23 protein-coding genes, 1 tRNA gene and 1 pseudogene are annotated in these 24632 nt (G+C 67.7%); 9 read left to right on the forward strand and 16 right to left on the reverse strand.

Annotation, left to right across the window (positions count from 1 at the left end; all coding sequences use genetic code 11):
• Window positions 1-17: 17 nt before the first annotated feature.
• From MSPGM_RS18985 to MSPGM_RS19005, 5 genes are all read right to left on the reverse strand, one after another.
• The gene (locus MSPGM_RS18985; protein ID WP_253387833.1) at window positions 18-341 is read right to left on the reverse strand and encodes a hypothetical protein; all 324 of its coding nucleotides are present in this window, start codon (window positions 339-341) and stop codon (window positions 18-20) included.
• 186 nt (window positions 342-527) lie between these two features.
• A complete protein-coding gene (locus MSPGM_RS18990; protein ID WP_003607379.1) occupies window positions 528-1301 on the reverse strand; it encodes a hypothetical protein in 774 nt (257 codons plus the stop codon).
• 70 nt (window positions 1302-1371) lie between these two features.
• Entirely contained in the window at window positions 1372-2205 is an 834-nt protein-coding gene (gene proC, locus MSPGM_RS18995) for a pyrroline-5-carboxylate reductase (protein ID WP_056457736.1), read from the reverse strand.
• Between the two features lie 81 nt (window positions 2206-2286).
• Window positions 2287-2793, reverse strand: a complete 507-nt coding sequence (locus MSPGM_RS19000; protein ID WP_003607101.1) for a YbjN domain-containing protein — start codon at window positions 2791-2793, stop codon at window positions 2287-2289.
• A gap of 458 nt (window positions 2794-3251) precedes the next feature.
• Complete coding sequence (locus tag MSPGM_RS19005; protein ID WP_012254975.1) at window positions 3252-3533, reverse strand: accessory factor UbiK family protein; 282 nt, start codon at window positions 3531-3533, stop codon at window positions 3252-3254.
• Between the two features lie 242 nt (window positions 3534-3775).
• Between MSPGM_RS19005 and MSPGM_RS19010 the strand changes: the two genes are divergently transcribed.
• The 3 genes from MSPGM_RS19010 to MSPGM_RS19020 all read left to right on the forward strand — a co-directional run bounded on the left by MSPGM_RS19010 (window position 3776) and on the right by MSPGM_RS19020 (window position 7343).
• Window positions 3776-4501, forward strand: a complete 726-nt coding sequence (locus MSPGM_RS19010) for a response regulator (RefSeq protein WP_003607099.1) — start codon at window positions 3776-3778, stop codon at window positions 4499-4501.
• Complete coding sequence (locus tag MSPGM_RS19015; protein WP_056457739.1) at window positions 4498-5970, forward strand: ATP-binding protein; 1473 nt, start codon at window positions 4498-4500, stop codon at window positions 5968-5970. The genes MSPGM_RS19010 and MSPGM_RS19015 overlap by 4 nt, the downstream gene beginning before the upstream one ends.
• A gap of 200 nt (window positions 5971-6170) precedes the next feature.
• A complete protein-coding gene (locus tag MSPGM_RS19020) occupies window positions 6171-7343 on the forward strand; it encodes a GGDEF domain-containing protein (protein ID WP_056457742.1) in 1173 nt (390 codons plus the stop codon).
• 128 nt (window positions 7344-7471) lie between these two features.
• Here the strand turns inward: MSPGM_RS19020 and MSPGM_RS19025 are convergent, their stop codons facing one another.
• The gene (locus MSPGM_RS19025; protein ID WP_056457744.1) at window positions 7472-8128 is read right to left on the reverse strand and encodes a glutathione S-transferase family protein; all 657 of its coding nucleotides are present in this window, start codon (window positions 8126-8128) and stop codon (window positions 7472-7474) included.
• Window positions 8129-8478: 350 nt separating this feature from the next.
• Between MSPGM_RS19025 and MSPGM_RS19030 the strand changes: the two genes are divergently transcribed.
• Window positions 8479-9693 carry a polyhydroxyalkanoate depolymerase gene (locus tag MSPGM_RS19030; RefSeq protein WP_003606294.1) on the forward strand — a complete coding sequence of 405 codons (1215 nt, stop codon included), beginning with the start codon at window positions 8479-8481 and terminating at the stop codon, window positions 9691-9693.
• Between the two features lie 434 nt (window positions 9694-10127).
• On the forward strand, window positions 10128-10445 hold the full coding sequence (gene rpsU, locus MSPGM_RS19035) for a 30S ribosomal protein S21 (RefSeq protein ID WP_012254978.1): 318 nt from the start codon (window positions 10128-10130) through the stop codon (window positions 10443-10445).
• Window positions 10446-10542: 97 nt separating this feature from the next.
• Here rpsU and MSPGM_RS19040 read toward each other — a convergent pair whose 3' ends face one another.
• Complete coding sequence (locus tag MSPGM_RS19040) at window positions 10543-10932, reverse strand: response regulator (protein ID WP_056457748.1); 390 nt, start codon at window positions 10930-10932, stop codon at window positions 10543-10545.
• 279 nt (window positions 10933-11211) lie between these two features.
• Here MSPGM_RS19040 and MSPGM_RS19045 point away from each other — a divergent pair, with 279 nt between their 5' ends.
• Together MSPGM_RS19045 and MSPGM_RS19050 are read left to right on the forward strand one after the other, a co-directional pair.
• Window positions 11212-11997, forward strand: coding sequence for a class II glutamine amidotransferase (locus tag MSPGM_RS19045; protein ID WP_003604305.1), 786 nt, complete (start codon window positions 11212-11214; stop codon window positions 11995-11997).
• Window positions 11998-12147: 150 nt separating this feature from the next.
• Window positions 12148-12939: a TSUP family transporter gene (locus MSPGM_RS19050; protein WP_056457751.1), complete on the forward strand. Its 792-nt coding sequence runs from the start codon at window positions 12148-12150 to the stop codon at window positions 12937-12939.
• Between the two features lie 28 nt (window positions 12940-12967).
• Here MSPGM_RS19050 and MSPGM_RS19055 read toward each other — a convergent pair whose 3' ends face one another.
• Window positions 12968-14014 carry a MaoC family dehydratase gene (locus tag MSPGM_RS19055; RefSeq protein WP_056457756.1) on the reverse strand — a complete coding sequence of 349 codons (1047 nt, stop codon included), beginning with the start codon at window positions 14012-14014 and terminating at the stop codon, window positions 12968-12970.
• A gap of 194 nt (window positions 14015-14208) precedes the next feature.
• Window positions 14209-14499 (reverse strand): YggT family protein, encoded by a 291-nt coding sequence (locus tag MSPGM_RS19060; RefSeq protein ID WP_003604312.1) that lies wholly within the window; start codon window positions 14497-14499, stop codon window positions 14209-14211.
• Window positions 14500-14620: 121 nt separating this feature from the next.
• Between MSPGM_RS19060 and MSPGM_RS19065 the strand changes: the two genes are divergently transcribed.
• A tRNA-Ala gene (locus tag MSPGM_RS19065) sits at window positions 14621-14696 on the forward strand.
• 903 nt (window positions 14697-15599) lie between these two features.
• On the opposite strand, the gene MSPGM_RS19070 is transcribed toward MSPGM_RS19065, so the two are convergent.
• Window positions 15600-16421 carry an oxidoreductase gene (locus MSPGM_RS19070; protein ID WP_056456674.1) on the reverse strand — a complete coding sequence of 274 codons (822 nt, stop codon included), beginning with the start codon at window positions 16419-16421 and terminating at the stop codon, window positions 15600-15602.
• Between the two features lie 192 nt (window positions 16422-16613).
• The gene (locus MSPGM_RS19075; RefSeq protein ID WP_056456671.1) at window positions 16614-16913 is read right to left on the reverse strand and encodes a hypothetical protein; all 300 of its coding nucleotides are present in this window, start codon (window positions 16911-16913) and stop codon (window positions 16614-16616) included.
• A gap of 226 nt (window positions 16914-17139) precedes the next feature.
• Here MSPGM_RS19075 and MSPGM_RS19080 point away from each other — a divergent pair, with 226 nt between their 5' ends.
• Window positions 17140-17589 carry a MarR family winged helix-turn-helix transcriptional regulator gene (locus tag MSPGM_RS19080; protein WP_056456668.1) on the forward strand — a complete coding sequence of 150 codons (450 nt, stop codon included), beginning with the start codon at window positions 17140-17142 and terminating at the stop codon, window positions 17587-17589.
• A gap of 75 nt (window positions 17590-17664) precedes the next feature.
• On the opposite strand, the gene MSPGM_RS19085 is transcribed toward MSPGM_RS19080, so the two are convergent.
• From MSPGM_RS19085 to MSPGM_RS19105, 5 genes and pseudogenes are all read right to left on the reverse strand, one after another.
• Entirely contained in the window at window positions 17665-17985 is a 321-nt protein-coding gene (locus MSPGM_RS19085; protein WP_082482495.1) for a DoxX family protein, read from the reverse strand.
• Between the two features lie 76 nt (window positions 17986-18061).
• A pseudogene (locus MSPGM_RS19090) lies at window positions 18062-19467 on the reverse strand (MATE family efflux transporter).
• A gap of 176 nt (window positions 19468-19643) precedes the next feature.
• Window positions 19644-20186 carry a TetR family transcriptional regulator gene (locus MSPGM_RS19095; RefSeq protein WP_015823981.1) on the reverse strand — a complete coding sequence of 181 codons (543 nt, stop codon included), beginning with the start codon at window positions 20184-20186 and terminating at the stop codon, window positions 19644-19646.
• 239 nt (window positions 20187-20425) lie between these two features.
• Complete coding sequence (locus MSPGM_RS19100; RefSeq protein WP_056456659.1) at window positions 20426-23533, reverse strand: efflux RND transporter permease subunit; 3108 nt, start codon at window positions 23531-23533, stop codon at window positions 20426-20428.
• Complete coding sequence (locus tag MSPGM_RS19105) at window positions 23530-24615, reverse strand: efflux RND transporter periplasmic adaptor subunit (protein ID WP_056456656.1); 1086 nt, start codon at window positions 24613-24615, stop codon at window positions 23530-23532. Before MSPGM_RS19105 ends, MSPGM_RS19100 begins: the two co-directional genes overlap by 4 nt.
• Window positions 24616-24632: the final 17 nt, after the last annotated feature.

A 24632-nucleotide genomic window follows, 5' to 3' on the forward strand; every position in this document is an offset into this window, starting at 1 on the left:
CGTCTCCCGGAGATCCCCTACGGCCAGAACGGCGTCCGAGGCCGAGGCTGCGCTGGAGGATAGACTGATGCGGGATCCTTGCCCTCTTCTGCCAAAGTGTGAACCGTCTTCCAGTACGATTTCAACCAGTGACGGGCTTCGACCACCCCCACGAAAGTCCCCACCGCTACCCCGACAGAAGTGGTGATGACGATCTTAGACAGGTCCCACCGCAATAAATACTCGCCAGGACCGGGGCCAGAACTGACCATCGAAGCCATACCCGAGCCGAATCCCACAATCGTGAAGAAAAATAACTTGTCCACCACGATTGTAGCGAATTTGCTGTGCTTGAACTGCACGAGCGAGCCCTCCCACCGAAGCACTCGTCTCTAAGAAGCATAATCGCCAATCGAACCCGTTACACGGGCATTCCTCGGCGAGGATTGTCCACACCGAGTTGAGCATCCGCGCCTCGGATCGGCCTTTACCGAACGAGGTCGCCAAACCCGTTCCGACCCCAGCTCGAACAGGGTCGGCGCAGCCTCTCAGATCGCCGCGGCGGGATCGCGATCCTCCCCGTCGCCCGCCGGCGGAGGTGTCCGGTCGCGGCGCGAACGGCGCTCCAGAACGGCACGGCCGAGGGCGCGCAGGGGCGCGGTGAGGCGGCGGGCGTCGTCGGCGCGTTCCATGAGGGTCTCGCCGCGGCGGATCTCGCGGTCGAGCTTGGCCATGGTGCGGGCGAGCGCCGGGTCGTCATCGTCGAGCCAGACCTCGACGGTGCGGGCGAAGGCGATCACGGTGCCTTGAAGCTTGAGCCGGCCGAGCGGTCCTTCCGTGTCGATGCCGGCAGCGGCCAGCATGTAGCGGTGGGAGTTCAGGGCGACCCCGTTGAGCGCCAGCATGGACAGGACGTCGCCGCGCAGCGCGAAGGCGATGCGGCGCAGGGCCGGCTTGTAGGGCGTCATTGCGTCAAGCCGGCGCATCAGCACGTCGAACAGGCGCTCGCGGGCCGGCTCGTCGGCGAGGTCGGCGGTGTCGACCTCCAGCACCTTGCGGTCGATGATCCGCGACAGCCCGCCGAGGACGGCTCCCTTCGAGGGGAACAGGTCGCGCAATTCGGCCAGACTCAGCCCCGCCTCGCGAGCGATGTCGCCGACCTCGATGTCGTTCCAGGGCTGCTCGGCCGCGAGGCGCATCAGCGCCTCGACCGCGGCCTCACGCGGGTTGGGCTTGTGCGAGGCCGTGTCGGCGTTCGACGAACCGGATGGCCCACCGGTCTCGGGCTTGCCGCCGGTGTTGGGCTCGGGGGCTGTTTCCATGGTCCGTGCTCCGCATTCGGTTCACGTCCCATGTAGGGTCAGTGTCGCCCGCTTGAAACCGCTGGGCCTCTCAGCCGGACAATTCGCCCGCCCGCCGCCGCGCCGCCTCGACCGCCTCGCGCATCAGGTCGGGCAGCGCACCCTCGCGCATCAGCACGGCGAGCGCGGCTGCGGTGGTGCCGCCGGGCGAGGTCACGTCGCGGCGCAATTGCCCGGCCTCGCGAGCATCGGCGTCGAGCAGAGCACCGGCCCCCGCGACGGTGGCGCGGGCGAGCTGCGCCGACAGGTCCGGCGGCAGGCCCGCTGCCACGCCGGCTTCCGCGAGCGCTTCCGCCAGCAGGAAGACGTAGGCCGGCCCGGAACCCGAGACCGCGGTCACCGCATCGATCAATGCTTCGTCGTCGAGCCACGCCACGAGGCCGGAGCTGGCGAGCAACGCCTCCGCGCCCGCCCGCGCCTGCGGCCCGACCTCCGGGCTGCCGACGGCGCCGGTCGCGCCCCGGCCGATGCTGGCGGGCAGGTTGGGCATGGCGCGCACCACGGCGCGGGCGGTCGGCAGGCGGCGCTTGAGGTCGGCGATGGTCTTGCCGGCCAGGATCGAGACGACGAGGGTGTCCGGGCCGATCCATCCGGCCAGCGCCGGTGCCGCCGCGTCGAGAACCTGCGGCTTGATGCCGAGCACCAGCGCTCCGGCCGGGACGGCGGCTTGAGGATTGAGGCGCAAGGCCCGCTCGGCACAGAGTGTCGCGATCTCCGCGGAGGGTTGCGGATCGACGACGGTCACGGCGGCGGGGTCGAGGCCGCCCGCGAGCCAGCCCCGCAGCAGCGCCGCTCCCATCTTGCCGGCGCCGGCCAGAACCAGGGGCGTGGTAAAGGCGGTCGGATCATCGGGCGCGCGCGTCATAGGCCCTCGATCCCACCGCAGCCGCGCCGAATCAAGGGCGAGGGCTCGAGGACGGCGGCGCGATCCCGCAGGGCCGGCAGCTTACGCCTCGCCCTCGGTCTCGAACAGCACCGCATCGAGGGCCTCGCGGGCGCTCTTGCCGGCCCAGAGCACGAACTGGAAGGCCTGATAATAGCGCTCGCAGGCGTCGGCGGCCGTCTTCATCATCATCGCGCATTGCCCCTGCGTCGGCGCGATACCGTCGGTGAGCAGCAGCGAGTGGCGGAACATCACCACGCTGTCCGACGACCAAAGGTCGAAATGGCCGATCCAGAGCTGCTCGTTCACCAGCGCGACGAGGCGCAGCATCTCGGCCCGGCGCCGCTCCGGCACCTTGAGGTCGAAGGCGGCCGCCACGTGCAGCGACTCGACTTCCTCGATCCAGGTGAAGGCGACGTGGTACTCGGCCCAGCGGCCCGAGACGGAGACCGACATCTCGTCGGTCTCGATGCGATCGAAGATCCAGTCGCGCAGCGAGGCGAGGCGCTCGACGACATCGAGCGGGTGCTCCGGCCGGTCGCTGTCTTCGATGAGGCTAAGCTGGGTCATGGCGATCCAAGTTGTCGGCCCGGTCGAGAGGCTCGATCGGGTCGGCGGGCAAAGCAGGGCCGTGACGGGAGTCGAGGCAACCCACGTCGATCTCCGTCCTGCGGAGGGGTTCAATCCAGATTTCGCCGCCCCGGGGTTTGGTTCCACCTTTCCGCCGGGGCGAATCAACTTCGGATCGTTTATAGCCCGCGCCCCCCGCGGGCTTCAAAGCGTCGCCCCGGCATCAGCGGTGGGCAACGCAGCTATCCACCGATGCTTCCTGTGCAAAGAAATCCGGATTCGCGCTTTCCCGCGAGGGTGAGTCCGGACTGCCCGCTCATCCCAAATCCGGTTGATCCCTTCGGGATGGCGGATTTGGGTTTCGGTGGGATCCCAACGCGCTGGCGCGATGGGTGCCCTCCTCAAGCGCCGCGCGGGCTCGCTGATACGGTTTCCACTTTGATCAAGCGGAAACCGTATCAGACCGCTTCCGTGCTGCCGGCGCTGCCCGCCTCGGCGCCGAGCCGGGTCTCCAGCGCGCTCACCCGGGCGGCGAGTGCGTCGTTCTGGCTGCGCAGGGCGGCGACGAGGTCGCGCAGCACGTCCACTTCCTCGCGCGTGGCGATATCCATGTCGCGGATCAGGCGCTCGATCTGGCCCTTGACCATCGTTTCCGCCTCGCGGCGCACCCCTTGGGCCGCCCCGGTGGCATCGGTGAACAGGCGGGCGACATCGTCGAAAAGGCGGTTCGAGCCTTGCATGGAAATCTCCTCCGGCGCCCGGACCTGTCGAGCACGTGCCAACGACATAAGAATCGGCGGGCAGCAGGGCAATCGAGCGGCACCGACGAAACGCTTTGGCCATCACGGCGCGCGGAGGCTGTAAATCTGCTCAGGATTGTTGCCGCACGTATCGGGGCCGGCTGTGGAAACCCGCGGTTACAATCTTCGCCAGCGGCCATACTTCCGGGCAGGAGGCGCGCAGGATTAAGACGGATGCCGTCATGACCACCACCAACCTGCCGACGCCCCACATCCTCGTCGTCGAGGACGACCGCGAGATCAGCGCGCTCGTCGCGCGCTACCTGCGGGCCAACGAGTGCCGCGTGAGCGTCGCGGGCGACGGACGCGAGATGGACCGGGTGCTGGCCGATGCCCGGGTCGATCTCATCGTCCTCGACCTGATGCTGCCGGGCGAGGACGGCCTGAGCCTGTGCCGGCGCCTCAGGGCCGCGTCGCAGGTGCCGATCCTGATGCTCACGGCGAAATCCGAAGAGATCGACCGGATCGTCGGGCTGGAGATCGGCGCCGACGACTATCTCGGCAAACCGTTCAACCCGCGCGAATTGCTGGCGCGCATCCGGGCGATCCTGCGGCGCAAGGGCGCCGAGCCGCAGGACGGGGACGGCGCGCGCCGCTTCCATTTCTCGGGCTGGACCCTCGATGTCGGCCTCCGGCAGGTCTTGAGCCCGGAGGGCGCGCGCATCGCCGTCACGGGGGCCGAGTTCGACCTGCTCCACGCTTTGTGCCTGCGGCCGGGGCGCGTCCTCTCCCGCGACCAGCTCCTCGACCTGACGCAGGGGCGGGCGGCGGGGCCGTTCGAACGCAGCATCGACGTCCTGGTCTCCCGGCTTCGCCAGAAGCTCGAGCGCGATCCGCGCAACCCCGAGATCATCCGCACGATCCGCTCGGGCGGCTATCTGTTCGCGCCGGAGATCGGCCGCTCATGAGTCCTGTGAGAACCACGGCGGAGCCGCCCGCCGCCGCCCCGTCGCGAACCCGGCCGTGGCTGGCTTGGCCTCGTTTGCCCTGGCCCCGCCCGAAAAAGGCCGCCGGGCAGATCGCGCTCCTCGTCGTCGCGGCCCTGCTCGCCGCGCATGTGCTCGCGGCGGTCATGCTGCTGGCCCTGCGCGAGCCGTGGCGGCCAGACGAACGGCCCGGCGTCGCCGCGACCCGGCTCTCCACCGTCGCGCGGCTGCTCGATGCCGCCGAGCCGGACGAGCGCGACGGAATCCTCCGGGCGGCGGCGCGCGGCCTGCCGACCCTGCGCATCGCGCCGTGGGACGGCGCCGCGCCGTCGGCGGGGCAGGGGAAGACGGAGGACGAGATCGGCCAGCATCCCCTGATCGAGCGCCTTCGGGACGGCTTCGGGCGGGCGCTGCCGGTGACCGACCTCGCCCCCGGCCACGACCGGGGCAAGACCGGCCTCCTTCAGATCGGCATCACGACGCCGGCCGGCGCCCGGCTCCGGGCGGTGCTGCCCGACGATTTTCCGCGCCCGCCCGCGCAAGCGCCGATCATCTTCACCTTCGTCTTCCTCGGGGTCAGCCTCACGCTGCTCTCGTTCTGGGCGACGCGGGCGCTCACCGCGCCGCTTGCCGGCTTGGCCGCGGCGGCGGAGGCCTTCGGCACGGCGGAGGAGCCGCCCCCCTTGCCCAAGCGCGGCCCGGAGGAGGTGCTGGCGCTCGCCCGCGCGCTCGACCGGATGCGCACCCGCCTGCTGCGCCTGCTCGACGACCGCACGCAGATGCTGGCCGCGATCAGCCACGACCTGCGCACACCGATCACCCGCCTGCGGCTGCGCGCCGAGTTCATCGAGGACGAGCGCGCCCGCGAGATGACCCTGCGCGACCTCGACCAGATGAACGGGCTCGTGGAATCCGCGCTCTCCTATGTCCGGGACGGGCAGGGGGCGCCGGGCGAGGGCCAGACCACGCTGATCGACCTCGCCTCGGTGGTGCAGACCGTCTGCGACGGGTTCAGCGACATCGGCGCGGCCGTCAGCCTGGAGCGAACCCGCCACGTCCTCGTGCGCGGCCGCCCCGACGACCTCCAGCGCGCGATCACCAACCTCGTTGACAACGCCGTGAAGTATGGCGGTGGCGCTCGCCTCGTCATGGGGCCGGCGGGCTCCGGCGATCACCCCGGCGTGGCGGTGGAGGTGATCGACGACGGCCCCGGCATTCCCGATGCCGAGCGCAGCGCCATGCTCCAGCCCTTCGTGCGCGGTGACCGCGCCCGCAACCTCGATTCCGCGAGCGGCTTCGGCCTCGGCCTCTCGATCGTGCTCGCCATCGTCGAGGGGCATGGCGGGCGCCTGACCTTGGAGAACCGCCCCGGCGGCGGCTTCTGCGCCCGCATCGAGTTGCCGCTCGCCGCCGGACGGTCCGGGGCGACGGGCGCCGGCAGGGCGGCTTAACCACGTCCGCACGGCGTTCGGATGGAAGGCGCCGCCGACGCGGCCTGACCGCCATATAGCAGGATCGTTCAGTACAGCCGGCAAGGAGCGGGGGCGAACGACCAATCGCGGGATGCCCTCGCCCGAGATGTCCTCGTAAGAACCCAGCAACCCGATTGCTCTAGCGTCGGGGTGACTGGAATGACTTGGCCCTCGCTTTGATGAGTCTCTCCCGAACCGGAACCATCGAGGGCGAGTTCGCCGGCCTCACCCCGTTGCGGTTCTCGCCCTCGGTCGAGGCGCGGTTCGAGACGGAGGGGCTCTCCGAACGCATCAGGCTCGCCCAGGCGACGCTTTTCGCTGCCATTTTCCTCTACGACATCTTTCTCTTAGCCGACTGGATGATCCTGCCGGACGTGCTCGGGCCGCTCGCCGTGATGCGCCTGGGCGTCTTCACGCCGCTGACCCTTCTGATGATCTGGGTCCTGCCGCGCCGGACACGGACCTGGCAGGTCGACGGGCTGCTCGTGGGGGGCTGCTTCCTCTCGGTGCTGATGCCGTCCACGATCATCTCGTTCAGCGCATCGCACTACGTCGCGACCTACCAGCTCGGCTCGATGCTCATCATCTTCTACATGGTGCTGGTGCAGCGCGTCCGGTTCCGGATGGCGGTGATCGGGATGGCGCTGATCGTCCTGACCCAGATCTCGACCGTCGCGAGACGGCCCGAGGTCGATGCCCCGACCTTCTGGTACATCGTGGTCTTCTACCTCATCGCGGCCGCCATCATCCTCCTGGGATCGTTCGTGCTGGAGCGGACGGAGCGCTACGGCTTCCTCCAGCGCCTCCGGGTCGAGGCGATGATCGAGCGCAACGCGGAGATGGCACGGACCGACCAACTCACGGGCCTGTTCAACCGGCACCATCTCGCGACCATCGGCGCCGATCTCATTCCCAAGAGGGACACGCAGTCCCTCGGGGCGCTCCTGATCGACATCGACCACTTCAAGCGGTTCAACGACACCCAGGGCCATCTGGCGGGTGACCGCTGCATCCGCACCGTCAGCGACCTCGTGCGCGAGATGCTGGTCCCGGCGAACGAGAACAAGCCTCCGGTGGGAACGGCCGTGCGCTTCGGGGGCGAAGAGTTCCTCGTGCTGCTGCCGGGCATGGATGCCGCGCAGGCCGCCGCGCTCGGGGAGGCCATCCGCCGGCGCGTGGAAGGGGTCGGGATTCCGCATCCCGGCCTCGGGCCGAACGCCGTGGTGACGCTGTCGATCGGCGTCGCCGACTGGAAGAAGGGCCATACGGCGCTGGACACGCTCGTGAACGCCGCCGACGCCGCCCTCTATCAAGCGAAAAACCTCGGCCGCAACCGCGTGGCGGTGGCCTGATCGGCGCGGCGCCAGCCGGCCGCCGCGAGAGCCGTGTCCGACCCTATTGCATCAGGCCGGGGTCTCTCGGTCTCTGCCTTGACGCGCTTTTTTTCGACGAACCGGTGTCCCCTTCGTCGAAATGCGCTCTAGAACTCCATGTCGAGTTCTTCGATCTCCTCCGGCTCGCTCTCGGCCGACGCCGCCCACTCGCTCATCAGATCCCAGGCGAGGATCGTGTCGCGGTAGGTGCCCGTCGTGAAGGGAAGGGCGACGTCGTAGGTGCGAAAGCGCGTGCAGACCGGCGCGTACATCGCGTCCGCCAGGGTGGGGCGCGCGCCGAACAGGTAGGGCCCGCCCGAGCGCGACAGGCAATCCTCGAAGATCGCGCAGATCCGTTCGATGTCGCCCTTGGCGCCGTTGAAGATCTTGAAGCCGCGATGGAGGCTGCGCAGGTTCATCGGCAGCGCCGAGCGCAGGTTGACGAAGCCGCCATGCATCTCGCCCGAAACCGCGCGGCAGCGCGCGCGCTCGGCGGGCGCTTCGGGCAGAAGGCCGGCTTCCGGACGGATCTCGTTGAGATATTCGGCGATGGCGAGCACGTCCCACACCACGATCGCGCCGTGCTCCAGCCGCGGCACGAGGAAGGACGGCGAGAGGTGAAGCAGTTCGGCCCGCGTCGAGGCGTCCGAGCCGGACAGCACCTCCACCGCGAGATCGAGCCCGGCCATCCGGCACAGCAGCCAGCCGCGCAGGGACCAGGACGAGTAGTTGCGGCTGGAGATCGTGAGCGTCGCCTCGGCCATGGCCCTCTCCCCGGATGCGCGTTGCCCGAGCCTGTTGCCCGGAACCCGGCACTTGACGTTTTTCTAGGGCAAGTCTTGTGCCGGATCTCGCGCCCTCTGCCCGCCTTTCCGGCAATAGAATTCTTCTCCCGTAAACTCCTATGCAAGGTGATGCATCCACACCACAGGGGCGCAATATATACTTTTGATCGGTTGCGCCCAATCCAGAACCGCTTAGCCTGTCCCGTCTGGCATCGTCACGTGGGGCGGCAGTGGCGACCGGAAACGTGAAGCGGGCGAATCCGGGCCGTTCGGGCGTTCGCGAGAGATGGATGCGTGCAGGCACCTTGCGCGCTTGGAGTTTGCGCCCGATGCTCTACCAAGCCCTCGATGTCCAATCGGACATCGCCCGGCAGACCCGCCAATGGGGCCGCCTGCTGCAGGAAGCCTCCGCGCCGTGGATGCGGACGCCCTGGCACGACGCCGCGAAATGGTGGTCGGCGGGCGCGCGCATGATGATGCGCGCCGGCCTCACCTTCGCGCGGCCGGCCTACGGCATCCACGCCGTCATGGTCGGCAACCGCGAAGTGCCGGTGATCGAGGAGCCGGTGCTCGCCACGCCCTTCGGCACGCTGCTCCGCTTCCGCAAGGACATCGACACCGTCCAGCCCAAGGTGCTGGTGCTCGCCCCCCTCTCGGGCCACTTCGCCACGCTGCTGCGCAGCACCGTGCGCACGCTGCTGCCCGACCACGATGTCTACATCACCGACTGGCACAACGCCCGCGACGTGCCCCTTTCGGAAGGGCGCTTCGGCTTCGACGACTACGTCGATCACGTGGTGCGCTTTCTAGAGACCATCGGCGAGGGCGCCCACCTCATGGCCGTGTGCCAGCCCGCGGTGCAGGCGCTCGCCGCCACGGCGCTGATGGCGCACACCAAGAATCCGGCGCAGCCGCGCAGCATGACACTGATGGCCGGACCGGTCGATTGCCGCGTCAGCCCGACCTCGGTGAACCGGCTTGCGGTCTCGAAGCCGATCGAGTGGTTCGAGAAGAACCTGATCGAGACGGTGACCGGACGCCACAAGGGGGCGGGGCGGCGGGTCTATCCCGGCTTCACGCAGGTCTCCGCCTTCGTCTCGATGAATGCCAAGCGCCACCGGGACGCACATACGGACCTGTTCTGGCACTATGTCGACGGCAGCGCCGACAAGGCGCAGGCGATCGAGACCTTCTACGACGAGTATTTCGCCGTCCTCGACCTCGCCGCCGAGTTCTACCTCGAGACGGTCAAGATCGTCTTCCAGGACTACACCCTGGCTCGCAACCAGCTCACCTATCGCGGCGAGCCCATCGATATGGGCGCGATCCGGCGCACCGCCCTGATGACAGTGGAAGGCGAGCGCGACGACATCTGCGCCGTGGGCCAGACCATGGCCGCCCACGACCTCTGCTCGAGCCTGCCGCCGCACATGAAGACCCACCACCTCCAAACCGGCGTGGGTCACTACGGCGTGTTCTCGGGCCGGAAGTGGGAGGCGCAGACCTATCCGCTCGTGCGCAACTTCATCGCCTCGCACGCCTGAGTGTCTCTCACGAAACTTCCGCCGCGCTGTCATCGCCAGAACGAGAACAGTCAGAGACCGGGAGTTTTGTGAGGCACTCTGAAACCGTCTCTCTGCCCCTGCACTCTGCCTTGCGGGGCGAAGCCGGCGCCATCCATGGCGCGGCGTTTCCGGATCGGATAACGCCTTGGGTGACCTCGGCTTCGCCGCGCGAGGGCGGGACAGGGAGAAACGGCGCGGCGGCTTTGCAAGAGGCTTTCCTGCACTTCCAACACGAACCTGTTTCGTGTATGCCGCGCGCTCAGGTGCAATTCTTTCGCACCGATTCGGCTGCCGTCACGACGCCTCCTCCGGAATGCAGCCCGGAGACAGGGGCGCCCGACGGCTTTTTCCCGGTTCAGCCGGGATTCCGGGGCCGGTGCGGTTCGAAACGACAAATCTAGGGGTTGATTCCGTTGCAGGTACTCGTTCGCGATAACAACGTCGATCAGGCGCTCCGCGTCCTCAAGAAGAAGATGCAGCGCGAGGGCATCTTCCGCGAGATGAAGCAGCGCAAGGCCTACGAGAAGCCCTCCGTGCGCAAGGCGCGTGAGAAGGCTGAGGCTGTCCGCCGCGCCCGCAAGCAGGCCCGCAAGACCGCGATCCGCGAGGGCCTGATCGCCGCTCCGAAGCCGAAGCCCCGTACCGGTGCTCCGCGCCGCCCCGGCATGCCGAGCTTCTCGCAGCAGCCCGCAGCGGCCCCCGCCGCCGCTCCGGCGCCCGCCGCTTCCTGACTCGCGCCGGCCGCCGCGCGCGGCCCGCAGCATCGCGATACGAAAAAGCCCCGCCGGCTCGACCGGCGGGGCTTTTTCATTCTCTGAACGTCTGGCGTTAGGCGGCCTTGGCCGTCAGGGTGGCACGCTCGGCCTGCCGCAGCAGCTCCAGCGGCAGCCAGGGCTTGCGCATGTAGACGGCATGCGGCGGAATCTCGGTCCGGCGCTCCTCGCGGGCCCCGGAGGTCACCACGAGCCGCACCTCCGGCCAGCGATCCTCGACCGCGCGCGCCAACGCCGCCCCGTCCATCTTGCCCGAGAGGCGCGTGTCGGCGATCACCATCGCCACAGTCACGTCCCCGCGTTCGAGAACGGCCAACGCGTCCTCGGCGCTCGAACAGGCGATGACGTCGAGGTCGGTCTCCTCGATCAGGACGGTCGCGAGGTCGCGGGCGGCGTCGTCCTCCTCGACGACGAGCGCGACCGGGCTGTCTCCGGAATGAGCCATGATGTCTCCCTGAAGCTGTGCGAGCGGTTCGGAAGCGGCGGCCCATGGGCACGCCGCGGCGGAATCGGCGGCGCCGACGATGCTTGCCCTGCGACAACAAGTTTGAGGACGATCGGTTCAGCGAAATTGCACCAGCCTGAACCCTTCCGATCGACCCCTCCCTTAACGGACTGTTCACCACACGGAACGAATTGTTACAGTCCGGCGACACGCAGCGGTCCAAGCGGACCGATGCTTGCATAGCTCGCTCCGGACCGCAAAGGAGGCTCTTGTCCCGCCATGTGCCGCTTCCTCGCCTATCTCGGTGAGCCGGTCTTTCTGAACGAGCTGGTCTGCGCCCCGACCCATTCGCTGGTCCATCAGTCGCTGCACGCCTCCGAGGCGAAGACCGAGACCAACGGTGACGGGTTCGGGATCGGCTGGTACGGCGAGCACGCCGAGCCCGGCCTCTACCGCGACATCTGCCCGGCCTGGTCGGACGAGAACCTCGTGAACCTGTGCCGACAGGTGCGGGCGCGGACATTCTTCGCCCATGTACGGGCGGCCACCGGCACGGCGACGACGCGGGCCAACTGCCACCCCTTCGCCCATGGCCGCCACCTGTTCATGCATAACGGCCAGATCGGCGGCTATCACCGGATCAAGCGGCGCCTTGAGGCGATGATCCCCGACGCGCTGTACGACACCCGCCGCGGCTCGACGGATTCGGAGGCGCTGTTCCTGCTGGCGCTCGCCAACGGCCTCGATTCCGATCCCGTCGGCGCCATGGAGGCGACCTGCACCACCGTGCGCGACCTGATGCAGGAGGCGCACATCGCCGAAGCCTTCCGCTTCACCGCCGTGCTCACCGACGGCGAGAGCCTCACCGCCTTCCGCTGGGCCTGCGACGGGCGCCCGCCGAGCCTGTACTACCGCGAGAGCGAGCGCGGCCTCACCGTGGTCTCCGAGCCGATCGACGGCTGCAAGGAGGGCTGGACGATCGTGCCCAAGGGCGGAACGCTGCGGGCGACCCGCGGCAGCCGCGCCGTCGTCAGCCTGCCGCGCACGGAGCGCGCCGCCGCCTGAGGCTTGCCCAGGCGGGGCAGCCGTGATCAAGGCTTCGAAAGGACGAGTCCTTGTCAAAGGTGCAGGGCAGGGCCCTGCAGATCGGCTGTGCCGACGTCAGGGTGCTGCCTTGACAACCCGCCAAAGGGCTTGAAGCCCTTTGGGATCCCGATGAGCATTGAGTTCGAGACGGTCGCCGGCCTGTTCGGCGTGGCCGTGGTAGCGGGCGCCGTCGACGCCATCGCGGGTGGGGGCGGGCTGATGACCCTGCCGGCCCTGCTGCTCGCCGGGCTCGACCCCGTGAGCGCGATCGCCACCAACAAGCTTCAGGGCAGCGCCGGCTCGGTCTCGGCCACGATCGCCTTCGCCCGGCGCAGGCTGATCCGCTGGCGCGAGGCCGGGCCCGCCGCACTCGGGGCCGGCCTCGCTTCGGTGGGCGGCGCGCTCTGCGTCAGCCTGCTGCCGCGCCCGGTCCTCGACGCATTGGTGCCGCTGATGCTCGTCGGCATTGCGCTCTACTTCGCCACCGCACGGCGGATGAGCAACGAGGATGCGGCGGCGCGGATCACCCCCGGCCTGTTCGCGGTGACGCTGGCGCCGGCGGTCGGCTTCTACGACGGGGTGTTCGGGCCCGGTGCCGGCTCGTTCTACATGATCGGCTTCGTGACGCTGCTCGGCCTCGGCGTGGTGCGGGCTACCGCCCACACCAAGCTCTCGAACGCCGCGAGCAACGTCGGCAGCCTCGCCCTGTTCACGCTCCAGGGCGCGGTGATCTGGCCGGTGGGGCTCGCGATGGCCGTCGGCGCCTTTCTCGGCGCCCAGGTCGGCTCGGCGCTCGCCGTGCGCCTGGGCGCCCGGCTGATCCGCCCGCTCCTCGTCGTCATCGCCTGCGCGATGGCGCTGCGCCTGCTGTCGAACCCAGCCAACCCGTTGCGTCAGGCCGTGGCCGGATTCTTTTCGTAGAGGCGTCAGCCTCTTGAGGGCCGACGCTTCAGCGCGGGATGAAGGCCCAATAGTCGAGATCGAGGATCACCGACGGGTCGTAGCCCTCGCCCTGCTTGTCCGGATAGGCGCCGCAAGCCTGGTTCTTGGTCGCCACCGTGCGCAGGCGCAGCGCGCCGATATCGCTGCGGCCGGGCAGTTCGGCCGTCTCCAGCACCTCGGACCACGCATAGACCGTGTCACCGGCAAAGAGCGGCGCGACGTGGCGGCCGGCATTAATGCCGCCGATAGCGAACGCGTTGGCGAGCCCGTTGAAGCTGAGCGCGCGGGCGAGCGAGATGACGTGGCCGCCATAAATCAGGCGCTTGCCGAACTTCGTCTCCTTGGTCGCCACCGCGTCGAAATGGACCTTGGCGGTGTTCTGGAACAGGCGCGTGGCGATCTGGTGCTCAGCCTCCTCGACGGTCATGCCATCGACGTGGTCGATCTTCTCGCCGACCGCGTAATCCGCGAAGCGATGCGGGCTGCCGGCCAGCGCATTATCGTAGGCGGCCGGATCGAGCGGGGGCAGGGCGTGGGCGAGGTCGGCCGGGTTCACCACCTTGGCGAGCTGAGGCACGTGCTCCTCGGCGATCTTGGCCTCCGGGTCGCGCTTGCGCACGAGAACCCACCGGCAATAGCTCAGCACGGTCTGGCCAGAGGCGTCGGAGCCGGTGGAACGCACATAGACCACGCCGGTCTGGCGGTTGGAGCTTTCCTTGAGGCCGATCACCTCGGAGACGGTCGAGAGTGTCTCGCCGGGATAGACCGGGCGGTGGAAGCCGCCCTCGGCGTAACCGAGATTGGCCAGCGCGTTGAGCGACACGTCCGGCACGGTCTTGCCGAACACCACGTGGAAGGTGAGCAGGTCGTCGAGCGGGCTCGCCGGATAGCCGATCGCCTTGGCGAAGGCATCCGAGGACTGCACGGCGAAGCGCGGACCGTAGAGGGCGGTGTAGAGGGCCACGTCGCCCGTGGTGACGGTGCGCGGCGTGGCATGGCGGATGGTCTCCCCGAGGCGGAAATCCTCGAAGAAGCGGCCCGGATTGGTCTTCATGGCGCGCGTCGCTCCCTGTGCGGCTCTTGCTGGCCGAGGGGCACCGTCTTGAATATCGTATTCAGAACGAGGCCCTAAACTTCTGACATTGCGTCGGCTTTTCGGCCGAGCCGGTGCGCGACCGCCTTAGCAACGAGCCCGGCGCCCGCGCAATGCCGCGCTTGACGCCGGGGTGGGTCGCGCCGGAGACGCGATCAGAAGGCCAGTTGGACGTAGAGGTCGGTGGCGAGCTTCTGGGCGAACAGCAGCAGCAGGATCAGGATGATCGGCGAGATATCGACGCCGCCGAGATTGGGCAGGAGGTTCCGGATCGGCCGCAGCACCGGCTCGGTGACGCGATAGAGGAATTCGCCGATCTGCGAGACGATCGGATTGCGCACATTGACCACGTTGAAGGCCACGAGCCAGCTCAGCACGGCGCTCGCGACGAGGACGTAGATGTAGAGCTGGATGATGGTGTTGAAGAGCCAGAGCAGGGCGTTCATGCGGGGGGTTCGGTCCTCATCGCCCCGCACGGAGACCCGGCGTGAGGGACGCGGGTGCGGCGGGAAATTTCCGGAATTGACAGGCCGAAGCGGACAAGCCTACAAGGCCCTCGCCTCGGACGGGGCTGTAGCTCAGATGGGAGAGCGCCGCAATCGCACTGCGGAGGTCAGGGGTTCGATTCCCCTCAGCTCCACCAGGTTTTCCTCGCTAGGAAAGCCGAATGGTGGCAATGGGTTATGAGAGCGGAAAATGCCCGCTCTCCCCGGCAATCCCCATTCAGGGGACGGTTTTTTCCAAGCTTATGGGCTGTGCACCTTCACTCTCGAAGGTCATTCCTTCGCGGGCGTCTGCTCCTGCCCCTTACCGCTCTTCTTCTCAAAGATCCGCTCGCAGCCAGCCTTGGTCAGCGCATCGCGCTACAAGTCGAGGTTCCATCCTAAGTCGAGACACGGCGCATCAAGCGAGCATGCTAGGGCAGTCAAACAATGCCCTAATGCGTGCAATAGATCTGCGGATATACTGTCATCACAAAAACAGCGCTGTGTCGGCAGGCCGTCGGAGGCCCCCATATGCGCAAGGAAAACGTTCGTTTTATGGATACACGTGATCGCACAAACAGAAGACCACTCGGGGTGGGAAACGGCATTTGAGCAAGCGGAGGCTGGACCGCTGCTTCGCGCCATGATCTGACATTCGAGCAAGTGCGCCGGGATGGCTGCTTGTGCCCCGAAAGCTGCCGTTAGCTCGTAGTCGACCGCACAAGCTCGATCTCGGCCTGGTGGTGGCCGAAATCGACTTCGGGGTCGATTGCGCCGGCGGCGAACTTCAGGGCGGCCCCTCCCACCCTTGAGCTTCGGCGTGAAGCGCGCGGCCCTCTTCGCGCTGGGCGACGAAACTGTTGCTGCCTTGCGCTGCGCTCAGGTGACCTTCGTCGTCCGAGGTTGAGGCTGGCCTTTCCGGTTTCCGCAACACCTAAGAGTGCCTCACAAAACTCCCGGTCTCTGACCGTTCTCGCTCTGGCGATGACAGCGCGGCGGGAGTTTTGTGAGAGACACTGAGCGCCCAACGCGTCAGCCGACATCAATAGCAACCGGCGTTCTCATGCGATCGGCGGAAGGCGCATCTCCTTGCGAAAGGCCTTGTCAAAGGCGCTTGCCGGGACGAAGCGCCGCAGCAGACTGACCTGCCGTGCCTTGGATCCCGCGGTGTACCGCCGCTTGGGCGTCGCGGTCGTGGCGGCGCTCACGATGACCTTCGCCACGACCTCGGGCGCATCGGCGGTCATCATGACGTCGGCCAGGAAGCGGTTACGCCCGGCGCGCTCCGCCTCGTAAACGTCGAGGGGCGTATCGGATCGAACGAGGTTCCGGTCGAACGCGGTCCGCGTGAAGGCGGGCTCCACGAGCACGATCCGGATGCCCTGGCTACGGACCTCGTGGTCGAGCGACTCCGAGTAGCCCTCGACCGCGTGCTTGCTGGCGCCATACAGGGCCATGTAAGGCGCGGGAATAAAGCCCTGCACCGAGCTCACGTTGATGATGCGGCCACCCTTCTGGGCACGCATCAGGGGAAGGACCGCACGGGTCGTGCGGATGACGCCGAACAGGTTCACGTCGAACATGGCCTGCGCCTGCGCAATCGAGGTTTCCTCGGCAGGGCCGCTGATGCCGAAGCCGGCATTGTTCACGAGCAGGTCGATGCGGCCGGTCTCGCCGAAGACCATCTCGACCATCTCGGTGACGGACGCGTCCTCGGTGACGTCGCAGACCAGCATGCTTATCCCGCCCCCCGCGGCAGGCACCGATTTCCGGCTTGTCCCGAACACGCGGTAGCCCGCAGCCCGCAAGGCTTTGGCGGTCGATAACCCGATGCCGGAGGCGGCCCCGGTGACGATTGCGGTCTTGGTGCTGCCCTGGGTCACGATGACATCCCATTGTCGCGACAGGCCACTGCCGCAGACCTCAATACATTACGTTCGTAATTTTAATTGGCAAGCTGCATCGATGGCATCGATGCAGCTTGACGGTTTTCCCTGCGGGATCGCGAGGGCGTGGAATCCCGGTGTCGGCAGCTTGTCGGATCGGACCTTGCGTAGGATCTGCCCACGTCCCGACTAGCGAGCCGGCCCCTCGATGCGCGCACCCCACACGTTGATGACGTTGGAGGTCGTGGCAGGCGCGAGAACCTCGCCCTCGACCACGGTGCCGACCTGCCCCGAAACGTAGGTGCGCTTCGGAGCGATAGCACGGAAGGCATCCCGCTCGGGGGCGGCAACCGTCCCGGAAGCGGCCCGGGCGCTAGGGACGTCGAAGGTATGGCCCCACGCCTCGAAAGTGCGACCTTCCTGGGCGGCGGCCGAAGCGGTGAAGCCGGCGACGATTGCGGCAGCGGCGAGAATGGAACGAACGGTCATCGGAGTTCTCCTCATCGACGGAGCGGCTGGCCCTGCCGGTTCGCTTCGAACCAGTGGCCTCGCTCTCTACGATAACGTTGATATAAACCTATTCCGGCCGATGGCTTTGTGGCGGCGCACATGGTTGATATCAACCCTTCAAAGACCTCTCCGAGCAGCTGTTTCCGGCTTTGGACGCATGCCGACCGCACCTATATAGTTGGTATCAACCTTCCAGGGAGCCGCCATGGCCCGAGATCCCGTCCTGACCCCGACGATGGCCGCATCGGTCGAACGGAGCTGCTACAGCTTCGCGGCGCAGAAGGCCGCGCGCGCCATCGGGCGCAGGTACGACGCCGCCCTTCGACCGACCGGGCTCTCGAACTGGCAATTCACGTTGCTGATGATGCTGGTTCGCGAGGAGCCGCCGACCATCAGCGCCCTAGCGCAGCACTTGGCGACGGATCGCACGACCATCACGGCCAACCTGAAGCCCCTGGAGCGCCGCGGCCTCGTGACCGTCCAGGGCGATGCGGAGGATCGTCGTGTCCGGCGGGTCGTACTCAGCGAAGAGGGCCGCACGCTCCTCGCCGAAGCGTACCCTCTCTGGCAGCAGGCCCAGGAGACGGTTGCCCGACAACTCGGCAAGGTCGATCAGGGCGCCTTTCGTGCCGCCGTGATGGCCCTGTCGGCGTGAGTTCGGCCAAAGCGTCCCGGGAACCGAGGCTTGCTCAGGCTTCGAACTATCCGAATCTTCCGCTCTCGTTCGGCGTCACCGGGAGGGGAGTTCGTGCCGGTGCGCAACGGCGATACCGCACAATGGCGCCATCAGGCCGAGCGCCGGGGCAGACAGCATCGCCGGGTCGCCGACGCGCAGGTGGCTGATCGCACCACCCGCCATCAAGACAGCAAGGAGCAGCGCACCGTACGCGACGTATCCCCGGACCCAGAGCAAGATCGCACCCAGCATCTGGGCGAGACCCACCAGGTATATGAACCATGGCGCGTAGCCGAAGCGTGCGAAGCTCATGGTCTCGAGTTCGGACGCCGCAAGCTTCATTCCTGCCGCCCGGACGAAGACCGTCGCGAGCACATCCGGAGCGCCCGGTCGCCGAGTTGCCGTTTACACGGCGTGATGGAGATCCTTCCTGTCCCCTATGGTGCGGAAGTCAGCGTCTCACGCCCGCGGCTGGAGCTAGCGTTCCGGAAGTTATGGAGGGTGGGCCGAGGGCGTCGCTCGGGAACATCTTGCCCGTCGCGAAGGCCGCCGCGTTGACGAGCCCCATGGTGACGAACCCGGCCGACATGGCGATGAATGTTCCGGCGAGGCCGAGCCCGAACGCCAAGGCGAGCCAAGCACCGCCCAATGCGACCCCCATCCGAAGGAGGCTGGCGGCGAGCGGCCAGCCGACACGTCCTGCACCCTGAGCGGCGAAGTACAGGGCCAGCCCGAAGCCGAAAAATCCGTAGAACGGGCCGACGATACGCAGGTAGAGCGAGCCCGTTGCGAGCATCGCCGGATCGTCTCCGAACAAGCCGAGCCACGCGGCCGGATGCAGGGCCGCCGCGAGCCCGATGCACTCCGTCAGGACACCGGCGATGAGGGCACCCGTCAGGGCCGCCTGGCGGGCTCGTGCATGGTCGCCCGCTCCCAGGGCCGTACCGACGATAGCTGCGATGGGAGAGCCGAGACCGAACACGAGGGGACCAAGAGGTATTCGAGCCGGGCGCCTGTCCCGTAGCCGGCCACGGCCGCCGGCCCCGCCGCCCCGGCGAAGCCGGTCGCCACGATGACCGTGACGTTCGAGGTCATGCTGGCGATGCCCGAAAGAACCCCGATGCGCAGGATCTCCCGTGACGGCCCCCAAGAGAGAGCGGGCAAGCGGCGGCTCGGGCGGAGGACGCTGCGGCCGGACCAGATGTAGGCGGCGAAGACCGCGGACCCCGCAGCGTAGTAGGCCGCGAATGCCACACCACCACCCGCGACGCCGAACTCGGGGAACGGCCCCCAACCGAAGATGAGCGCGGGCGAGAGCGGGATCAGCACGATGGCCCCGACGCAGGTGACGATGGCCGGAAGCACCATGTTGCCGGTGCCGCGGATCACGGCCGACAGCGCGTTGAACAGCCAGATCAGGACCGCCCCGCCGAACACGATGGACGCGTAGACGGTCGCCGCTCGGAGCGAGCCTCCGGTCCCGCCCATCGCCGCGTAGAGAGTTGGCCCGAACGGGAGGGCGACGAGGCTCGTCGCAATGCCGAGCCCCAGGCCGAGCACCATCGCGTGCCACGCCAGAATTCCGGCCTCCGCCTGCCGGTCCGCACCCAGCGTGCGGGAGACCGCCGATTGGATGGCGCCCCCAATCCCGCCGGCGGAGAGCATCTGGACCAGCATCACCACCGGAAAGACGAGGGCCATCCCGGCCAAGGCGTCCGTCCCGAGCATCGACACGAAATACGTTTCGATAAGGCCAACGGAGGTCTGGACCGCCATCACCAGGATGTTGGGCGCGGCCATCCGGGCCAGGGTCGGCACGATAGGGGCCGTGAGGAGGCGGCGGGTGCGGACGTCCATGAGGGCTCCTGTCCGAGATAGTCCGACGACGCGCTACTGGCCGTCCACGGAACGCAGGTGGAAGCTCGGGCCATCCGTGCCGGCCTCGGCTTGCTTGGACATCAGCCCCAACGCCCCTTTTGAGACCCAGATTCGGAACGTCGAACCGGCTTCGAAACGCGCGGCCCCGAAACGTCTCAGGGGGTGATGGTCGAGCGCGCTGCCTGGAGGAGTTCGTCAGCCAGTGCCTCGTCGTCGACGCCCCGCGCCAGCACCACGGCCCCGACCATGGTTGACAGCGCCACGAGCGACCGCTGCCTACGACGCTCCTTCGCGCTCTTGGGCAGCCTGTCCGCGATGAGGCTGGCGAGCCCCTTGACCGCGTGGGTGAACCGCGACCGCAGGGCACTTCCGGCAGGCTCGCGCCCGATATCGTTCACCAGGGCCGCGACGGGGCAGCCTCTCCCAGGTGTCCGGACGTGCCCGAGGGAGAGATAGTTCTCGATGAAGGTGTCGAGGTTCGCCCGGTACTCGTTGCCGATCGCGGCGTCGAACGCCTCGGCCGCGAGGGCATCCTTGTTGGCGAACTGGCCGTAGAAGCCGCCATGGGTCAGGCCGGCGGCCGCCATGATGTCCACGACACCGATGCCGTTCAGGCCGCGCTCCCGGAACAGCGAGGATGCGACCTCCACGACCCGTTGGCGATTGAGCTTGGCTTGCTCCTGCGAAACTCTCGGCATCGTATCGTCCTCCGCCGTTGCTGGGATCCATATAGATGCGAGCAGTCATGTATTAAAGCTTCGGCTGGGGATGGACACTCTGGGGTGTCCGACCGTCCCATGCCTTTCGCAGAGGCTGTCGACCGACCTGCGCGAGGAGGGCAGGAGCGCAGGCCAGTCGATGCACCGCACGTTCGGAGGACAAACGCGCGATCTCGGGATGTCCTAGGGACGGGACATCGATGGCGGTCATTCGAGCCTCAGGTCCCGGCCGGCATCGGCACCGCGTCGGCTCCGGCGGCGCTCTCCGCATGGCGCGGCTCCCGCTTCACACGGAACCACAAGGCGTAGAGGGCAGGCAGGAACAGCAGGGTGAGCAGCGTGCCAACACCGACGCCGCCAATCAGCACGTAGGCCAGTGCCCCCCAAAACACCGAGTGGGTGAGCGGGATGAAGGCCAGCATCGCGGCCGCCGCCGTCAAAATGACCGGCCTGGCCCGCCGGACGGTCGATTCGACGATGGCATCGTAGTCCGACAGGCCCGCCGCCTGATCGTGATGGATCTGGTCCACGAGGATCAGGGTGTTGCGCATCAGGATGCCTGACAGCGCGATCAGGCCGAGGATCGCGTTGAAGCCGAAGGGCTGGTGGAAGATCAGCAGGGTCGGCGCGGCCCCGACGAGACCGAGCGGGGCGGTCGCGAACACCATGAACATGGCGGAAAATGACCGGACCTGGATCATGATGACCGTCAGCGTGACGATCAGCATGACCGGGAACACGGCTGCCAGCGACATCTGCGCCTTCACGCTCTCCTCGACCGAGCCGGCCGTGTCGATGCGGTAACCCGGCGGCAGCTTGGCCTTGATCGGGTCGAGCAGCGGGAAGACCTGAGCGTGAATGTCCGGCGGTTGCTTGCCGTCGAGCACGTCGCCCTGGACGCGGATGTAGCTCTCGCGGTTGTAGCGCTTGAGCACCGCGTCTTCGGTACGGCTTTCCAGCCGCGCGACCTGGGACACCGGGACCTGGCGCCCGTCTTTCGTGGCCAGCGTCAGGTCGCCGATGTCGCCGAGTGAGCGCCGCTCGGGACCGGGGCTGCGCAGGAGGACATCCACGGAGCGCAGGTTCTCGCGGACCTGGGTCGCGGGCGTGCCGTTGAGGTAGTTCTGCAACTGCTGGCCGGCCTCCTTCGGGGTCAGGCCGATCAGACGCAGACGCTCCTGGTCCAGGGCGAGGCGCAGGCTCGGGGTCTTGTCGCCCCAGTCGAGGTGAACCATCCGCATGTTCGGGTTGGAGGCCATAACGCCCGCGACTTCCGCCGCGATGCCGCGGATCACGTCGAGGTCAGGCCCGACCACGCGGAAGGCGACGGGGAAGCGGACCGGCGGCCCGAACACGATCTGCAGCACCCGCACGCGGGCTTCGGGAAAGCGGCCTTCCTCGACGAGCTCGCGCACCTTTACGCGCAGCGCGTCCCGGGCATGGGCATCGGCGGTCTGTACGACGATTTGCGCAAAAGCCGGGTCGGGCAGTTCGGGGTCGAAGGAGAGCACGAAGCGCGGCATGCCCTGGCCGATATAGCTCGTGATCTCGCGTGCCTCCGGCAGTTCGCGCACGGCCGCCTCGATCCGCTTCACGCTGGACTCGGTGGTAGCGAAGGCCGAGCCTGCCGGCAGCGTCACCTCGACGATGAGTTCGGGGCGTTCCGAGTTCGGGAAGAACTGCTGCTCGACCTTGCCCATGGCGACCACGGCCAGGCCGAACAGCCCGACCGTGATGCCGGCGGCCCACCATTTGTGGTCGACGGACATCCGCACGACGCGCCGCAGGCGCTCGTAGTTCTTCGTGGCGTAGATGGCGTCGTGACCGCCCTCGACCTTCTTGATGTTCGGCAGGAGCTTGACGCCGAGATAGGGCGTGAAGGTCACGGCCACGATCCACGAGATGATCAACGAGAACGAGACCACCCAGAAGATGTTGCCGGCATACTCGCCCGCCGTCGAGGCGGCGAAGCCCACGGGTAGGAAGCCGGCGATGGTAACGAGCGTGCCGGTCAGCATCGGCGCGGCGGTCGAGCTCCAGGCATAAGTCGCCGCCTCGATGCGGTCGTAGCCCTCCTCCATGCGCACCACCATCATCTCGATGGCGATGATGGCGTCGTCGACGAGGAGGCCGAGCGAGATGATCAGGGCGCCCAGCGTGATGCGGTCGAAGTCGCGGCCGGTGAGCATCATCACCACGAACACCGCCGAGAGCGTCAGCGGCACCGCGAGCGCCACCACGATGCCGACGCGGAAACCCAGCGCGACGAGGGACACGAAAATCACCACGCCGAGCGCGGTGAAGAACTTCACCATGAACTCGTGGATGGCGTCTTCGATGACCTTCGCCTGGTCGGTGATCTTGGTGAAGGTGATGCCGACGGGCGTCTCGTGGTGGATCGCCACCTCTTCTGCGTTGAGCGCCTCGCCGAGCTTGAGGCCGTTGTAGCCGGGCTTCATCACGAGGCCGAGCATCAGCGCGGGCTCACCGTCGTTGCGGATCTCGAAGGTCCGAGGGTCCTCGTAGCCGCGCTTCACCTCGGCGATGTCGCCGAGCTTGAGGCTGCGGTCGCCGGCGGCCACGGGCAGGTTGCGGATCGCGTCGAGCCCGTCGATGGCGCCGTCCAGACGCAGGTAGACGCGCGGGCCCTCGGCCTCGACGAAACCTGCGGGCGTCACGTCGTTCTGGTTGGCGAGCGCGGCCAAGACCTGCTGGCCGTTGATCCCGAGGGTCGCGAGGCGCTGGTAGGAGATCTCGACGAAGATCTTCTGAGCCTGCTCGCCGAGGATATTGATCTTCTCGACGCCCGGCACCCGTAGCAGGCGCTGGCGCAGGTCCTCGGCGCGCAGGACCAGTTGCCGGTGCGGCAGGCCCTTGGCCTGCACGGCGTAGAGGGCGAAGTAGATGTCCGAGAACTCGTCGTTGAAGAGCGGCCCGAGCACGCCGCGCGGCAGGCCGGAAGCTTGGTCGGAGAGCTTCTTGCGGGTCTGGTAGAACTCCGACTGAAGTTTCGCCGGCGGCATGTTGTCCTTGAAGATGACCTTGGTCACCATGAGTCCGGGCCGGACCGTGGTCTCGGCACGGTCGTAATAGACCAGTTCCTGCAGGCGCTTCTCCAGGGGGTCGGCGACCTGGCGCTGCATCTCCTCGGCGGTGGCGCCGGGCCAGGCGGCCGAGACTGTCATGACCTTGACCGTGAACGCCGGGTCCTCGGCGCGTCCGAGCTTCTGGAAAGCGAAGAATCCCGCGCCGGTCAGCGCGATCAGCAGGAACAGGGTGACGGCCCGCTCGCGGACGGCGAGCGCCGAAAGGTTGAAGCCGCTCATCGCACCACCCCCGTCATGCTGGTGGGCGCTCGGCGTACCTTCTGATCGGCCTTCAGCAGATGGGCGCCAAGAGCCACGATCCGGTCGCCCGGATTGAGGCCGGCGGCGACTTCGGCGCGCTCCTCGCCCATGCGGGCCACCTGCACGGCCTGCGGCTTCACCGTCTCGCTGGCGGCGTCATAGCGCCAGACCGAGGTGCCGCGCCCCTGGTCGAACAGGGCGGCGAGGGGCACCTCGACTGTCGCGGTGCGGACAGCATCAGGGGATTTGAGCTGCAGGGTGACGGTCGCCCCGAGCGAAGCGTCTTCACCGCCACCCGAAAGGATGTAGCGCGCCCGGTACGTTCGAGTGGCCGGATCGGCAATGGCGGACAACTCCCGCAAGCGCGCCGGGTAGGTTTCCTCGCCCTCGGCATAGAGCGTTGCCTTGGCTTCGCCCTTGGCCAGACCACGGCTTGCCTCAGGCAAGAAGATCTCCGCCTCCCGAGACCCATCGCGCGCCAGCCTGACCACGGTTTGGCCCGCAGCAACCACTTCCCCGGGATAGGAGGGAACCTCCATCACCACGCCGTCGGCATCGGCCTTGAGCTCGGCGTAACCTGCCTGGTTCTCGATCTGGCCGGCCTGGGCTTCGGCATTGGCGAACTGGGCGATGGCTGCATCGGCCGCACCCTTGTTCTGGTCGTAGGTCTGCTTCGAGGTCCAGCCGTCGGCCACGAGCTTACGGCTACGCTCCTCGTCGGCCTTGGCCTTGATCATCTGGGCGCGGGCAGCCTCGACGGAGGCGCGCGCGGCATTGAGGGCGAGGGTGAAGTCGGTCCGGTCGAGGCGCATCAACGGCTGGCCGAGGTGCACGCGGTCACCCGGATCGACGAGACGCTCGAAGATCTTGCCCCCTACCCGGAAGCCAAGGTTGCTCTCGGTGCGGGCCCTGATCACGCCGGTGTAGCGGGACACGACGCCGGAGCTTGGGGCGACCTCGGTCACTTGGACGAGGGGCGGCTCCGGGTTCACGGCCGTCTCGGCCGGCGAGCAGGCCGCAAGGGCCAAACCGGTCAGACCGATTACCCATCTCGCATCCATAGCCCGTTCCCCCATGG

Origin of the sequence: Methylorubrum sp. GM97 (assembly GCF_024347855.1) — a bacterium.
GTDB lineage: Bacteria > Pseudomonadota > Alphaproteobacteria > Rhizobiales > Beijerinckiaceae > Methylobacterium > Methylobacterium extorquens.

Bases quoted from the DNA above. Each gene is read 5' to 3' on its own strand.
- MSPGM_RS19045 (WP_003604305.1), top strand. From the start codon at position 11,212: ATGTGCCGCTTCCTCGCCTATCTCGGTGAGCCGGTCTTTCTGAACGAG.
- MSPGM_RS19060 (WP_003604312.1), bottom strand. From the start codon at position 14,499: ATGAACGCCCTGCTCTGGCTCTTCAACACCATCATCCAGCTCTACATC.
- MSPGM_RS19080 (WP_056456668.1), top strand. From the start codon at position 17,140: ATGGCCCGAGATCCCGTCCTGACCCCGACGATGGCCGCATCGGTCGAA.
- MSPGM_RS19015 (WP_056457739.1), top strand. From the start codon at position 4,498: ATGAGTCCTGTGAGAACCACGGCGGAGCCGCCCGCCGCCGCCCCGTCG.
- MSPGM_RS19105 (WP_056456656.1), bottom strand. From the start codon at position 24,615: ATGGATGCGAGATGGGTAATCGGTCTGACCGGTTTGGCCCTTGCGGCC.
- MSPGM_RS19000 (WP_003607101.1), bottom strand. From the start codon at position 2,793: ATGACCCAGCTTAGCCTCATCGAAGACAGCGACCGGCCGGAGCACCCG.
- MSPGM_RS19055 (WP_056457756.1), bottom strand. From the start codon at position 14,014: ATGAAGACCAATCCGGGCCGCTTCTTCGAGGATTTCCGCCTCGGGGAG.
- proC (WP_056457736.1), bottom strand. From the start codon at position 2,205: ATGACGCGCGCGCCCGATGATCCGACCGCCTTTACCACGCCCCTGGTT.
- MSPGM_RS19005 (WP_012254975.1), bottom strand. From the start codon at position 3,533: ATGCAAGGCTCGAACCGCCTTTTCGACGATGTCGCCCGCCTGTTCACC.
- MSPGM_RS19025 (WP_056457744.1), bottom strand. From the start codon at position 8,128: ATGGCCGAGGCGACGCTCACGATCTCCAGCCGCAACTACTCGTCCTGG.
- MSPGM_RS19040 (WP_056457748.1), bottom strand. From the start codon at position 10,932: ATGGCTCATTCCGGAGACAGCCCGGTCGCGCTCGTCGTCGAGGAGGAC.
- MSPGM_RS19050 (WP_056457751.1), top strand. From the start codon at position 12,148: ATGAGCATTGAGTTCGAGACGGTCGCCGGCCTGTTCGGCGTGGCCGTG.
- MSPGM_RS19075 (WP_056456671.1), bottom strand. From the start codon at position 16,913: ATGACCGTTCGTTCCATTCTCGCCGCTGCCGCAATCGTCGCCGGCTTC.
- MSPGM_RS19095 (WP_015823981.1), bottom strand. From the start codon at position 20,186: ATGCCGAGAGTTTCGCAGGAGCAAGCCAAGCTCAATCGCCAACGGGTC.
- MSPGM_RS19100 (WP_056456659.1), bottom strand. From the start codon at position 23,533: ATGAGCGGCTTCAACCTTTCGGCGCTCGCCGTCCGCGAGCGGGCCGTC.
- MSPGM_RS18990 (WP_003607379.1), bottom strand. From the start codon at position 1,301: ATGGAAACAGCCCCCGAGCCCAACACCGGCGGCAAGCCCGAGACCGGT.
- MSPGM_RS19010 (WP_003607099.1), top strand. From the start codon at position 3,776: ATGACCACCACCAACCTGCCGACGCCCCACATCCTCGTCGTCGAGGAC.
- MSPGM_RS19030 (WP_003606294.1), top strand. From the start codon at position 8,479: ATGCTCTACCAAGCCCTCGATGTCCAATCGGACATCGCCCGGCAGACC.
- MSPGM_RS19020 (WP_056457742.1), top strand. From the start codon at position 6,171: ATGAGTCTCTCCCGAACCGGAACCATCGAGGGCGAGTTCGCCGGCCTC.